We start from the raw sequence: 14007 nt of genomic DNA, 5'->3' as shown, positions 1-14007 counted from the left end.
ATTAATGCGCAATCTGACTGCCTTACACCCGCCTGCAGGCTATGCTTGATTTCAGTCAGCACGAAAAAATGGCATAATCACGACAAATAACAGAAACCGGATTCTCTGGCACAAGACGCAGGATACTGACATTTCCATGACTCAACTTCCCCAATTTTCCCGTGAACTTCTTCACCCGCGTTACTGGCTGACCTGGATAGGTATCGGCTTTCTTTATCTGCTGGTGTTACTTCCTTACCCGGTGCTGCATACGATTGGCTGTGGCCTGGGCCGCATTGCCATGCGCTTCTTAAAACGTCGTGTGGAAGTCGCGCAACGTAACCTGGAACTCTGTTTTCCGGATATGCCTACTAGCGAACGTGAAGCCATGGTGAAGCACAACTTTGAATCGGTTGGCATGGGGCTGATTGAAACCGGTATGGCTTGGTTCTGGCCTGACTGGCGTATTCAAAAATGGGTGGCCACTTCCGGGCTCGAACATGTCAGCCATGCGCTTGCGGAAAAACGCGGCATTTTATTGATTGGCATGCATTTCCTGACGCTGGAGCTGGGTGCTCGCGTGTTTGGCATGCACAACCCAGGCATTGGCGTTTACCGGCCGAATGACAATAAGCTCATCGACTGGCTGCAAACCTGGGGACGCATGCGCTCAAATAAGAGCATGCTGGATCGCAAAGATCTCAAAGGCATGATTCGCGCCATGAAGAACAACGACATCATCTGGTACGCGCCTGATCATGATTATGGCCCGCGCAGTAGCGTGTTTGCCCCGTTCTTTGCCGTGCAGGATGCGGCAACCACCACGGGCACGCATATGTTGATTCGATTGGGCAATCCCAGCGTGATCCCGTTTCTCGCCCGCCGCCTGCCCAACGGACGCGGTTATGAGCTTAAAATGATGCCTGACATTCGCCATAAGTTCTCGCTCGAGAATGAACTTGATACCGCTATCGTGATGAATAAAGTGGTTGAAGAAACCGTTCTGTTGGCACCAGAGCAGTACATGTGGTTGCACCGCCGTTTTAAAACCCGCCCTGAAGGTCAACCATCGCTGTATTAATGTGATGTGGAGCACAGTCTGTGCTCCACGCTTTCCTGAAGAAATTTGCGTTATTTCACGACGATAGTCTGTCAATTTTAGTCAAACCGGACCAGTCTGAATTCAGGCTGATGGCATTGTTCGGTCCAGCTTTAACTTAATCCATGGAGCAGAATAACCTGTAGAAATGTAGAATATTAATCTTTGTTAACGAAATGTAAACACCAAAATGCGCATCTCTTTGAATTCTCATCCAGCAGCATCAAAAAGCTTCATCAATTGAAACAGGTGGTCACGGATCTAATTTTCACGCATTCCAGGCCTATTCCTATTTAATATTGCTGAATGCTTTTGCTCCGCTTATCAATCCAGTAAAATTAACTTACATAACAAGGTATTGTCTTAGTCCACCCCCTTTATATTCTGTTTCTACAAAAGAAGAGCTATGCTTATTCCTTTCTGGAATTTGTTAGCGAAATCGATTCCAGTTAATTTCAACCGTGACAGTTAGCCAAATAACTGCCCTTATAAAAATATAAAAAGATTACACACAGCAAATATATCGCAGGAACCTATAATATGAATAAAGGCATCTATTACTACGTGACAATCAGTACCGATCAAGAGGGCTACCACCTCTTGCATCGGAAAGAGTGTAAACGTCTACCCGTTAAGGAGGATATGGTTTTTATCGGTACGCTCTATAATTTAAATCAGGCTTTATCAACCGCTCGTATTAATTTTAAAAAGGTGAAACCCTGTATTAAATGCTGCATTCGTTACTCTGCTCCTATTATTCGCGAGTCAGTACGTCCTGTACTGCATTTCCCGCAAAAGATGATCTAAACGGTTTGGGCGGTTGAATTGCATTCATCCGCCCGCCGTTATTCTATGCCTGCCCTGCACACTTCCATTTTTCGTCTATTCTTCTGTGAAATCCCTTTCAACAGACATGGAGTTCATTATGAGCTTGTACAGCACGCTTGAAGAAGCTATCGACGCCGCACGCGAGGAGTTTCTCGCCAGCCAGACGGATGTGCACGAGGACGATGCCAGCGTGAGCCAGTTCTCGCTACAAAAGTACGTGATGCAGGATGGTGACATCATGTGGCAGGCAGAATTCTTTGACGGTGAAGATGAGCAAGGTGAATGCCTGCCGATCTGCAGCGGCGAAGCAGCCCAGGCGATATTTGACGGCGATTTCGACGAGGTGGAACTGCGTCAGGAGTGGCAGTCGGAAAACACCCTGCACGAGTGGGATGAAGGGGAATTCCAGCTGGAGCCACCACGCGATCTCGAAGAGGGTGAAGCTGCGGCAGAGGAATGGGAAGATGACGATAGCCCATCGGATAAATGGGCGTAAGCGTTACTCGTAAGGGCCGTGGCTGGCATCGACGGGCAGCAACAGCGTGTCCATCACCAGCGAGAGTGGCAGATCAAGGATGGTCAGCACGCGCCATGGCCCGTCACGCACATCCCATTGCACACCGGGATAATACTGGCTGCCATGTCCCTGTCCTGGGATGGTTCGGCTGATAATACTGCCGCAGCCGCTCAACACGAGTGTGGTGGCACACAATAGGGTTAATTTAAGGAAATAATTCACAACATTTACTCACAATGAACTGGCGTTAGTTTAACCGGGTCACGGGTGGAATAACTACACCTGTGCGCGTAAAGATTGTGTTAGTCAGAATGTTGGCAAAAAAAAAGCGGCATCGCTGCCGCTTTTAAGTTTTCGAGGTTAGCGCTGTGGAAGCGCCTCAGGATTGAGTGTCAATTTCTGATAACTCTCCACCCATTGATGATATTTCTCTGCACTTTCCCACAGGCGTGAGTGCACGCGCGCCAGCACTACCGGGTCACTGATGAGCTGCAAACGCTGCTCGCGGTTCAGTTTCTCAGGCGCATCGCTCAGTGCCTGATCGACACGGCGGTCGCGTGCATGATCCAGCAACGCACTCTGTTTGTGACGCGACGTGGCCATTGCGGTTGCCAGTGCATTGAATGCCGGGTTGAACAAGGCATGCATAAAGCCATTCTTCAACGCCCGCTCGCGGTTCAACTGCAGGTAGTGATCGGTATCAACCAGCTCTTTCGGTGGTTCATACTCTTCCGGGATCAGGAACAGCTTCGCATTCTTACTCTTCTGTCCCACCGTTGCACGGCTCGACATCACCGACACAAACGGCGACAGAATCAGTGAGAACACAATCGGCGCCAGCCACCATAAGAAGCTCAGATCGAGCACACCCATACCGGTCGCCCAAACGATACCTAACAGCATCTGAGAACCATGACGACGGAAAGCTTCGCCCCATGGTGTAGCATCGTCATCACGCTGCGGTGAGTTCCACACCACTTCCCAGCCGAGGAACGCGCTGACCACGAATACCGTGTGGAAAAGCATACGCACCGGTGCCAGCAACACCGAGAACAGCATTTCCAGAATCAGCGAGCAGAACAGACGAATGGCACCACCATACGGTTTGGCACCTTTGAACCAGATCAACACCACACTGAGCAGCTTCGGCAGGAACAGCAGTACCAACGTGGTAGAGAACAGCGCGATCGCCAGATCAGGACGCCACTGCGGCCACACCGGGAACAGCTGGCGGGGTTGCAGGAAGTAGGTCGGTTCCATCAGCGTATGTACCACCTGCAACGCGGTGGACAAGGCGAGGAACATAAACCACAACGGTGCTGACAGATAAGACATCACACCGGTCAGGAACACCGCACGGTGAACCGGGTGCATCCCCTTCACCAGGAACAGTCGGAAATTCATCAGGTTACCGTGGCACCAGCGACGGTCTCGCTTCAGTTCATCCAGCAGGTTCGGCGGCAGCTCCTCGTAAGAGCCCGGCAGATCATAGGCGATCCACACCCCCCAACCGGCACGGCGCATCAGCGCGGCTTCAACGAAGTCATGTGACAGAATTGAACCGGCAAAAGAACCTTCACCAGGCAGCGGTGCTAACGCACAGTGCTCGATGAACGGCTGAACACGGATGATGGCGTTATGGCCCCAGTAGTGCGATTCACCCAACTGCCAGAAGTGCAGACCGGCGGTAAACAGCGGGCCATAGACGCGGGTCGCGAACTGCTGACAACGCGCATACAGGGTGTCCATGCCTGACGCTTTTGGCGACGACTGGATAATACCGGCGTTCGGATTGGCTTCCATCATGCGCACCAGTCCGGTGAGACACTCACCGCTCATCACGCTGTCAGCATCCAGCACCACCATGTAGCTGTAATTGCTGCCCCAGCGACGGCAGAAGTCATCGATGTTACCGCTTTTACGCTTCACACGACGACGGCGACGGCGATAGAAAATCTTGCCTGCGCCTCCGACATCACGCACCAGCTCCATCCAGGCTTTCTGCTCAGCGATGGCGATATCGGCATCGTAGCTGTCGCTCAGGATATAGACATCGAAGTGCTCGGCATTACCTGTGCGCTGCACCGATTCCCAGGTGGCACGCAGACCGGCGAATACGCGTTCAACGTCTTCGTTACAGATCGGCATGATCAGCGCAGTACGATGCTCCGGATTGAGCGGCTCATCACCCGTGGTCGAATACGAAATGCTGTATTTGTCGCGACCCATCATCAACTGCAGGAAGCCCATCAACGCGGTCCAGAAACCAGCGGACACCCAGCAGAACAGAATGGCAAACAGGAACAATATCCCGGTTTGCAAAATGTAAGGCAGGATCAGCTCTACCGACTGCAGCCAGTTCTGGTTAAACAACTCGATAGGATCGAGCAGCGTCCAGCCCTGATATGGCAGAATGGTTTTCATGTACCAGGTCGCCACTACCGTCTGTAAAATCGTCAGAATCAGCAGGACATAACGGCGCATAGAACCGACATGACGCCACTTATCTTCGGTCTTTTGCTCTTCCGCTGTGGCATAACGCGGCGTGGATTTTTTCCCACGCACAGAATCCCATGCACGCGCGATCGGGTTGGTGCGCCAGATCTCAGGGAACATCAGCGAGCGCTTCACTTTAGGCATCGCCTTCAGCGTGGTGCGGTCGAGATAATCCTTACTGAGTTGTTGACCCTCGGCCAGTGAATCCGGCCAGGCCATCTGTATGCGTGATGACACCGATTTTAGCGGCGCATCATCCGGGCGATCGCTGGCGGCAACATCTTGCCCCAGCGCCGTATGAATAGCGTGGAACGCCTGGGCATTCTGTAACGAATCACTCAGACGAGCGCGCCCCGCCGCATCAAGCGGCAGGGCCTCCACGTAAGATTGAGGTAAAAAAGTCGATTTATTCATTGGCAGGTAGCTGATAGCTCCAGGTTTCCGTCAATGTCTTGTCGCCGCTCACCAGCGCCGCACGCATTTCAGTCGGCTGCTTGTTATCTTTCACGCGCAGACGCAATACCAAACGCCAGCCTTTGGTCACCGGGTTGTAGCGCACACTCTGCTCAACCACCTCGGCGTTGTTGCCCACACTGACCTGAGGCGCGACCTGGGTATTGTCCGGTAATTTGCTCATCGCTTTACCGACGAAGTCGATGGTAAAGGCAATGGAGCCATCCGGCTGACGTACCAGGTTAGACTGCTTCACATCACCCGCAGAACGCAGCGTGTTTTTCACCCACGCCACATCATCCTGATGCAGTTGGTTTTCATCACGCGTGAAGTGCAGACGATACTGGAAGTTCATCTCTTTGCCCGGCTCAGGCAATGACTCTGGCGTCCAGAAGGCCACGATGTTGTCGTTGGTTTCATCGGCCGTTGGGATTTCGACCAGTTCAACTCGGCCTTTACCCCAGTCGCCCTGTGGCTCAACCCAACCGCTTGGACGCAGGTCGTAGCGATCGTCGAGATCCTGATAATGGCTGAAATCACGGCCACGCTGCAGCAAACCGAACCCTTTAGGGTTTTCCACGGTGAACGTGCTCACCGCCAGATGTTTCGGGTTGTTCAGCGGACGCCAGATCCACTCGCCGTTGCCAGCATGAATCGACAATCCGTTAGAATCGTGCAATTCGTTACGGAAGTTGGTCACCGGTGAAGGCTGGTTAGCACCAAACAGGAACATGCTGGTGAGTGGCGCAACACCCAGCTTGCCGACGTTATCACGCAGGTAAACCTTAGACTGCACATCCACCGTCGACTCTTTGCCCGGCTTGATAATGAAGCGATAAGCACCGGACGCACGTGGTGAATCCAGCAGTGCATAGATCACCAGCTGCTTGTCCTGAGGTTTTGGACGTTCAATCCAGAACTCTTTAAAGCGCGGGAACTCTTCACCTGATGGCAGTGCAGTATCAATCGCTAAGCCGCGCGCTGAAAGACCATACACCTGACCTTCGCCAATCACGCGGAAATAGCTGGCGCCCAGGAAACTGGTGATTTCGTCGTCTTTACCCTTTTTGTTTAAAGGATACAGTACTTTGAATCCGGCAAACCCGAGGTTCTTGACGGAATCAGCATCGTGTTTCACGTTGCCGAAGTTGAAATAGTCAGGGTTATATTTGATTTCGCGTACTGATGAGGCGGTGACTTCATTAATTTTCACCGGCGTATCAAAATACATGCCCTGATGGTAAAACTCGAGCTTAAACGGCGTGCGCAGTTTGCCCCAGTATGCTTTGTCGTGGTTAAACTGGATCTGCTGATAATCCGCAAATTTCATATCACGAAACTGAGAGGGTAAATTGCTCTTCGGCGCTTCGTAACCCTTCCCTGCCAGCGCCTTGGCTTGTTTTGCTACATCATCAATGTTGAACGCCCAGCTATTGTTGGCGTACAACGCCAGCAGAACTGCCGCGCCTACCCAGCGCATTTTTACCAGTCCCACTTTTTTATTCACTTTATTTAGCACATCCCCCCCTTTCGTGTGCTCAGATCAAACCCGTTTATCTTAAAGGATTATTCGGTTTTCCGACAGCTTATGCACAAGATTGTTCCGCTGATTTGTAAGCTGAAAGTGTGCTTTTCGGATAATTAAACCCTTCAGGTTAAGATACAGAATCACCTGATAGTATACGCTGTTTACAGGCGGTAGAATTTTCAGCCAGCATAATCCGGTTTCAGGGTGAAACCGGCAAGTAAACTGACAAATTGGAAGCTTATGAGTTCAGCAAAACCCGAACGCGAATATTTTCTCGACTCCATTCGAGCGTACTTAATGTTATTAGGCGTGCCCTTTCACGTCTCGTTGATTTACTCCACACAGCGCTGGGCCGTGAATAGCCACGATGCCTCAATGTGGTTAACCGTTTTGAATGACTTCATCCACGCCTTCCGCATGCAGGTGTTCTTTGTTATTTCTGGTTATTTTTCCTACATGCTTTACCTGCGCTATCAGCCACAACACTGGCTGAAGGTCCGCATGGAGCGTGTAGGTATCCCGCTGTTAACCGCCATTCCGCTCATTACCCTGCCGCAGTTTTTTATGCTAAAAAATCTGACCGACAAAGTGGGTCATTGGGATAGCTTTTCTTGGTATGACAAGTACAACACGCTGGCGTGGGAACTGATTTCTCACCTGTGGTTTTTACTGGTTTTAGTGATTCTGACGGCATTCGGCATGCTGACCTTCCGCTGGCTGAGCACTCAGCAGCGGAAGATTGATTATCAGCAGGTAGGCTGGGGGAAACTGACGCTGGCACTTCTGGCTTATGCATTGGTCTGGTGTCTGTTCCGCCGCGCGCTGTTTTATGCCGTACCGGCCGTGTTCGCCGACGGTCTGTTCAGCGTGGCCGTGATGCAAACCCTGACGTTCCTGCCGTTCTTTATGCTCGGTGCGCTGGCATGGAAACATCAGGCGCTGAAAGCCTTGTTTGTGCGCTTCAATCCGGTGATGTGCTTTGGCGCCATTGCGGTGTTTATCGCCTATAGCCTGAATCAACGCTACAGCAGCGGCGATGGCTGGCTGTATGAAATCGATGAGGTGATCTCAACCCTGATGGGACTTTGTATGCTGAATGTCTGCTTTAGCTTTGGTCACAAGCTGCTGAACAGCCATTCCCCGCGCATCATGTATTTAGTCAATGCCTCACTGTTTATCTATCTGGTGCACCATCCGCTGACCATTTTGTATGGCATCTACGTCACCCCACACATTAGCAGCAACACGCTGGGCTTTTTTGTGGGCTTGCTGATGGTGTTTGGGATTGCTTTTACGCTGTACGAAATCCATCTGCGCATTCCGCTGTTGCGTTTCCTGTTCTCAGGTAAACCACAGCGCAATGAAGTTAAAACGCCCTCTGCTCCACGGTAATCGGCATCAGCCCCCACAATGTGGGGGCGATTGTTGTCCGGTGCGCCAGCATGTCCTGCGGCATTTACAACAACCACTCCACCGGTAAGCGCCACACCAATCGCACCAACAGTCGTTGTATCCACGTACACTGCGGCTCATGCTTGTGCACCACCTCACCTGCTTCACCGGGATATTCAACCCAGTTCACCCGCCCCCAGTTGTCCAGACGCAGTGCCCAGGCGCGATCGCGCATCCCGGCAATAAAGCGCTGATGGGTTTGCTGCGCCAGGGCTTCACTCTCAATCACCAGTCCCATTTCGGTATTCAGCACCGCAGAGCGGGGATCAAAATTAAACGAGCCGATAAACACCTTTCGGTTATCGACGGTGAAGGTTTTCGCATGCAAGCTTGAGCCGGAATTACCGGTTAACCCACGGTCATGTGGGGCTTCACTGGCATTCGCTTGTGGCTTCATCTCATACAGCGCAATTCCATGACGCAGCAGCTTTTTACGCCAGCGCGCATAACCTGCGTGCACCACGGACACATCATTGGCCGCCAGTGAATTGGTGAGTATGGCGATTTTGACACCCCGCCGCTTCAGTGCGACCAGATGAGCCACGCCGGCACGCGTGGGCACAAAATACGCCGAAATGATATCGAACTGCTGTTGCGGTGTGCCAATCACCTCCAGCATGCGTTGCGGCAACAGGCTGGAACGTTTCGCTTTGCCAAGTCCCTTGCGCGGATCATCACTCAGCAGACGCGATTCGGCCCACGTCATCTGCATTGATCCCTGTTCCATTTGGCTGACAAAAGAAGAGTGCTCCAGCCGCGCCAGATAACGCTGAACGGCTTCACTCTGCTGCCACTCTGCCGGTAAACGCACTGCCTGATGGGCATCGCCCGAGACATATACCACCGCGCGCAAGGGGGAAACCGCTTTGCTCTGCCAGTAGCGCTCGAAATCGTGCGCGACTTGGTGTACCACCGGACCAATCGCCAGCACATCCAAATCGGTAAACAGCGGCTCATCGCCAGTCCCGAAATATTCGTCGCCGATATTGCGCCCACCGACCAGTGTCACGGCCCCATCCACCGTCAGGCTCTTGTTGTGCATGCGTCGATTAAGTCGGGCGAAATCAGTCAGATAACCGAGCGCGCGCAGGGTGCGAAAGGAAAAGGGATTGAATAAGCGCACCGCAATATTGGGATGACGATCGAGTTCGGCCAGCGTGTCATCCAGGCCCGGCGTATTATTGTCATCTAATAGCAAGCGAACTTTGACGCCCCGTTCGGCGGCATCCAGCAATGCGCTAAATAACAGACGGCCAGACATGTCGTTGTGCCAGATGTAGTACTGCACATCAATAGTGTGTTGCGCCATGCCCATCAGCAGGTAGCGCGCGGCAAAGGCGTCTAAACCATCGTTGAGGGGATGGATGCCACTCATCTCGGGATGCAGCGCACAACGTGCATCAACAATCTCTCGTAACCCTTCGCCCGCTGGCGGCTGCTGAACGGATGCTGCTTCACTCATACCGAATCCCTGAATTCACTGGATCTATTATTGTTAGTCTTACCGCATCGGATGGCCATCAGAGATATCTGCTACCGCTCGCTGACGCGTCTCTAGTTTACAGTCTAGACTTAGGCGTGCGTTCTGCATCCGACGTTTACCGTGAGGAGAGGATGATGACTCAGCAATCCCCGCGCCATCACCCGCAGCTTTTCCGCAGTTTCTTCCAGGGTAGCTTCCCCTGCTCCACCGCCTGCCGCAGCGGGGGCCGTCGTATGGATATGGTGATCAGTAGTGGTCACGATATGTTACTGGAGAAAGATTACGCTGCGCTGGCGCAGGAAGGATTACACACTGCCCGCGACGGTGCACGCTGGCACTTAATCGAAGCCACGCCTGGTGAATATGACTGGCGCAGCTTTTTACCGATGGTCCATGCCGCCGCACGTCACGATATGCAAATCATCTGGGAGCTGGCGCATTTTGGCTACCCGGAACATCTCGATATCTGGCGTAGCGCCTTTGTCGATCATTTTGAGCGTTTCGCACGTGCCATGGCGCAGTTGATGCGTGATGAAGGCGTTGAACACCCTTTTTTCACCCCAATCAACCAAATCTCCTTTTGGTCATGGGCCGGGGCAGATGTTTCCTGGCTTGATCCCTATGCCAGCGAGCGCGGCCGCGAGCTAAAACGTCAGCTGGTACGCGCCTCGCTGGCGGCGATGCATGCGGTTCGCGAGGTTTATCCTGATGCGCGCTTTGTACTCACCGATCCGCTAGTGCAAATCGCCGCCGACCCCGACAACCCCGACAGCAAACCCTACGCAGATGCACAGCATCAGGCCCAGTTTGAAGCCTGGGACTGGATTGCCGGGCGTGATGCGCCAGAGCTGGGCGGGCGTGAAGACTTCCTCGATATTCTCGGCCTGAATTACTATCCCGATAACCACTGGTTCTTTTCCGGCGACACCATCCCTGCTGAACACGCCACTTATCAACCGCTGCATCGCCTGTTGTTGCAATGCTGGCAGCGCTATCAACGTCCATTGCTGCTGGCAGAAACCGGTGCCGAAGGAGACGCGCGCGCGCCCTGGCTGCGGCATGTCACGGAACAGGCGCTGTTAGCGCTGGACGAAGGGGTGGCGCTGGAAGGCATTTCGCTCTATCCGGTAGTCGAATATCCGGCCTGGGCAGACGATCGACGTTCACCTGGCGCGCTGTTTGGCTTGGGCGATCCCAATGGCAATCGCACGCTACACGAAGCCCTGGCGTTAGAGCTACGCAGTCAGCAAATTAAGTGGCACAACCGGGAAAAACTGAATTAAGAGTGTTGCGTCGGATGAACTTTTGGCGGACAGGTTTGTACATCAAGCGTGGGATCGGCGGGATGGCGCACATCGGTCAGCCATGTCATGGTGAACAGGAACACCACGCCAATTAAACAGGCGGAGAGCAGGCCAATTATGGCAATCAGTTTGTCATCTCGGGCTTCCATCGACATCTCCTTGCAGGCTTCCATGAACTGTTGCTGACCCTAGCTCATCCATAACGTCACCATCAGGACGAAGATTATAAGGGTAACAGAGGTCACTGCAAGTACCACAATAGCGAAGTGCGCATCATCCAGAGATTGTCGTAAAGGCTCGTCGTGATCGTCAGGTGGCGCGGGTGAACTCATGTCGACTCAATAACAAAAGACTTTTGTGCGCGGGATTGCCGCACTGAGTGTAATGGAATGCGTGGCAAGGTACAGAATTATTTCAGTATGAAATGACAACAGGGACGCAATGGCGTCCCTGTTAAGAGCCGGATTAGAAATCGTAGCTCATGGAGACTTTCAAGGTGCGAGGGTCGCCCTGCACCAGATAGGTGCCAGTACCATCTACGTTGGCCCAGTATTTCTCATTAGTCACGTTATCCACACCCACGCGCCAGACCAGATCGTTCTGGCTGACCTTCATGCGGTAACGCACACCCAAATCGAGCGTGGTATAGCTACCCAGTTTCAACGTATTGGCTGAGTTAGCATACTGCGAACCGGAGTGATTCAGCATGGCTGTCGCGGTCAAACCATCAACAGGCTTGATGTCGTACTCAGCACCCAGCACATAGTTGTAACGAGGCACACCGATAGCCTGTTTGCCATCATAGGTGCCGCCGGAGGTTTTCGTCATCACTGGATCGATCCAGGTCGCACTGGCATTCAAGCGCAGACCCAGAACCGGCTCATCAAAGACGTTGGCTTCCAGCCCACGGTGACGCTGCTCGCCATCCATCACATAAGCGCCGTCGCTGTTTAACAGGCCTGATGGTTTCTTGATTTCAAAAAGACCTAACGATCCGCCCATACGACCGAAGTCGGTTTTCACCCCGATTTCGTTTTGCTTGGAGTGTGCAACACCCGTTACGCTGCCATAGTTAGTCGCGGTGTTAGGTGCCACGCTGCCTGGCTGTAACGCTTCGGTGTGGTTCGCGTAGAAGGACACCTGTTTCCACGGCTTATAAACCACGCCGTAAGTTGGCATCCAGCGATCATTGGTATAACGAGAACTGACATCTTCCGCGCCTGTTCCGTAAGCATAATTACGCACCACCACTTTCTGATGACGCGCACCCACGGTGAACAGCAGCGTATCGTCAAACACGCCTAATGTGTCACTCAGCAGATAACCTTGCGTACGTGTGCGGGCTGTCGTCAGCGGATCTGAGAATTTACCACCGGCGAAGGTCGCTGCCGGCTCTGCAACATCACCGCTGTTGTATATGTTGAACGGCGTGCCGACCAGCGACATGTTGTAGGCGTTTTTGGCATTGGTGGTTAATGCTGAATAGCCCACATTGACTTTATGACTGACGAAACCGGTGTGGAAATCACCGCGCAGACCCACCATACCGCTCATGTTGTCCTGAATGCGGTTGGAGTAGAAGCTGCTGATAGTGCCATCACCATTAGTGTCGGTAACCGTTGGCGAACCATAGTTACCGGTTTCGTGGGCGTGCTGCGCACCCAGTCCGGCATAGGCCGTCCAGCTATCGGTGATATCGTATTCCGCTTTCGCCATTCCGAATTCGGATTCCATATCGCTATACACCCATTTCTGGCTGTAGTTATGCGAATTGGAGGGAACTTCTGGAATGAAGTCGCCGAATTTCACGCCTTGCAGCGCATCATGATAGGTCTTTTTCTGATAGCCCACGTCCAGTGAGGTGCGCAGACGATCGCCACGATAATCCAGGCCCAATGATGCTGCCGTGGTGCGTTTCTTTTCGCCATCGACGCCAGTCTCACCTTCGCGATGAACTGCATTGAAACGTACGCCAAACTGGTTGTTATCACCGAAACGACGACCCACGTCCAGCGTTCCGCCGACCTGAGAAGAAGAGGTGTAATCCACGCCAACGCGGGTAATCGGCGTATCTTCCGCGTGCTTCGGCTCAAGGTTGATCATGCCACCGACGCCAGATGACGCCGCGCCGTTAACCAGGCTGTTAGCGCCTTTGAAAATTTCGACGCGATCAATCAGGGAAGCGTCCATCACCTGACGCGGCACCACGCCTGCCAGACCACCGAAGGTCATGTCGTCGCCATCCAATTCAAAGCCACGGATGCGATAAGCCTCGGCAAAGTTACCGTAGCCTTTAACATTTTGAACGCCTGCGTCATTACGCACCACGTCAGCGATGGTTTTCGCCTGCTGATCCTGAATCATTTTCGAGGTGAAGCCGATGACGTTAAACGGCACGTCCATGGCATTCTGCTCACCCAGCATGCCGAGGCGGCCGCCGTGGGCGATTTGCCCGTCGAGGTACGCGGGTACTAAATCATTGCCGCCGGATTTGAAGTCAGCTTGTGGCGTTGCGGTCACAGTCAGCGTCTGCTGCTCGTTTTTGGCCGCGGTTTAAGACGTTGTGGTGTTGGTGGTAGCAGCCATCACTGGCAAACAACCGGCACTGACCAGAACAGCAAGCAGCGTCGGTTTCAGTCCGGGATTGAAAGGCGAAGTACGCATGGATATCCCCTGATACGAAATATATTGATAATCATTTTTATTACGGTTTGCGATTATGCGGAGTGTTATTACGAAAGCAAGCAAAATCGCTGAACTTCCTCAACTCAGCGTGGTCAGATGCGCTTATTTGTTAAGAAAACGAAAACACCCTGCGCTAATTGCCCTGACCACTGTAATTTCACTCAGAAAATGTGGGGATTTAAG

10 protein-coding genes and 1 pseudogene are annotated in these 14007 nt (G+C 52.7%); 5 read left to right on the top strand and 6 right to left on the bottom strand.

Features of this window, described 5'->3' with window-relative positions:
- The first annotated feature begins 136 nt into the window (after window positions 1-136).
- The 3 genes from FD737_RS01010 to FD737_RS01000 all read left to right on the top strand — a co-directional run bounded on the left by FD737_RS01010 (window position 137) and on the right by FD737_RS01000 (window position 2402).
- Window positions 137-1060 (top strand): Kdo(2)-lipid IV(A) acyltransferase, encoded by a 924-nt coding sequence (locus FD737_RS01010; RefSeq protein WP_034820169.1) that lies wholly within the window; start codon window positions 137-139, stop codon window positions 1058-1060.
- 558 nt (window positions 1061-1618) lie between these two features.
- The gene (locus tag FD737_RS01005; protein ID WP_034820172.1) at window positions 1619-1885 is read left to right on the top strand and encodes a hypothetical protein; all 267 of its coding nucleotides are present in this window, start codon (window positions 1619-1621) and stop codon (window positions 1883-1885) included.
- A 118-nt stretch (window positions 1886-2003) separates the two neighbouring features.
- Window positions 2004-2402: a MysB family protein gene (locus tag FD737_RS01000; RefSeq protein ID WP_034820175.1), complete on the top strand. Its 399-nt coding sequence runs from the start codon at window positions 2004-2006 to the stop codon at window positions 2400-2402.
- A gap of 3 nt (window positions 2403-2405) precedes the next feature.
- Here FD737_RS01000 and FD737_RS00995 read toward each other — a convergent pair whose 3' ends face one another.
- The 3 genes from FD737_RS00995 to FD737_RS00985 all read right to left on the bottom strand — a co-directional run bounded on the left by FD737_RS00995 (window position 2406) and on the right by FD737_RS00985 (window position 6861).
- Window positions 2406-2645, bottom strand: a complete 240-nt coding sequence (locus FD737_RS00995; protein ID WP_058959606.1) for a YceK/YidQ family lipoprotein — start codon at window positions 2643-2645, stop codon at window positions 2406-2408.
- A 138-nt stretch (window positions 2646-2783) separates the two neighbouring features.
- The gene (mdoH, locus tag FD737_RS00990) at window positions 2784-5333 is read right to left on the bottom strand and encodes a glucans biosynthesis glucosyltransferase MdoH (RefSeq protein ID WP_160832482.1); all 2550 of its coding nucleotides are present in this window, start codon (window positions 5331-5333) and stop codon (window positions 2784-2786) included.
- Window positions 5326-6861 (bottom strand): glucan biosynthesis protein G, encoded by a 1536-nt coding sequence (locus tag FD737_RS00985; protein ID WP_202404433.1) that lies wholly within the window; start codon window positions 6859-6861, stop codon window positions 5326-5328. Before FD737_RS00985 ends, mdoH begins: the two co-directional genes overlap by 8 nt.
- Before the next feature lie 279 nt (window positions 6862-7140).
- On the opposite strand from FD737_RS00985, the gene mdoC reads away from it, so the two are divergent.
- A complete protein-coding gene (gene mdoC / locus FD737_RS00980; RefSeq protein WP_160832480.1) occupies window positions 7141-8292 on the top strand; it encodes a glucans biosynthesis protein MdoC in 1152 nt (383 codons plus the stop codon).
- A 64-nt stretch (window positions 8293-8356) separates the two neighbouring features.
- On the opposite strand, the gene FD737_RS00975 is transcribed toward mdoC, so the two are convergent.
- On the bottom strand, window positions 8357-9814 hold the full coding sequence (locus FD737_RS00975; protein ID WP_160832479.1) for a phosphatidylserine/phosphatidylglycerophosphate/cardiolipin synthase family protein: 1458 nt from the start codon (window positions 9812-9814) through the stop codon (window positions 8357-8359).
- A gap of 155 nt (window positions 9815-9969) precedes the next feature.
- Between FD737_RS00975 and FD737_RS00970 the strand changes: the two genes are divergently transcribed.
- Window positions 9970-11118 carry a beta-glucosidase gene (locus FD737_RS00970; protein WP_160832478.1) on the top strand — a complete coding sequence of 383 codons (1149 nt, stop codon included), beginning with the start codon at window positions 9970-9972 and terminating at the stop codon, window positions 11116-11118.
- On the opposite strand, the gene FD737_RS23660 is transcribed toward FD737_RS00970, so the two are convergent.
- Both FD737_RS23660 and FD737_RS00965 read right to left on the bottom strand, forming a co-directional pair.
- A complete protein-coding gene (locus tag FD737_RS23660; protein ID WP_166931874.1) occupies window positions 11115-11288 on the bottom strand; it encodes a hypothetical protein in 174 nt (57 codons plus the stop codon). The genes FD737_RS00970 and FD737_RS23660 overlap by 4 nt on opposite strands.
- Before the next feature lie 316 nt (window positions 11289-11604).
- Window positions 11605-13674, bottom strand: a pseudogene (locus FD737_RS00965) (TonB-dependent receptor); the annotation flags it as partial.
- Window positions 13675-14007 lie beyond the last annotated feature (333 nt).

This window comes from Pantoea sp. Seng, from assembly GCF_009829935.1.
GTDB classification, from domain to species: Bacteria; Pseudomonadota; Gammaproteobacteria; order Enterobacterales; family Enterobacteriaceae; genus Pantoea; species Pantoea communis.
Note: the sequence above shows the minus strand (reverse complement) of the source record. Positions and strands in the feature narration are given on the sequence as shown.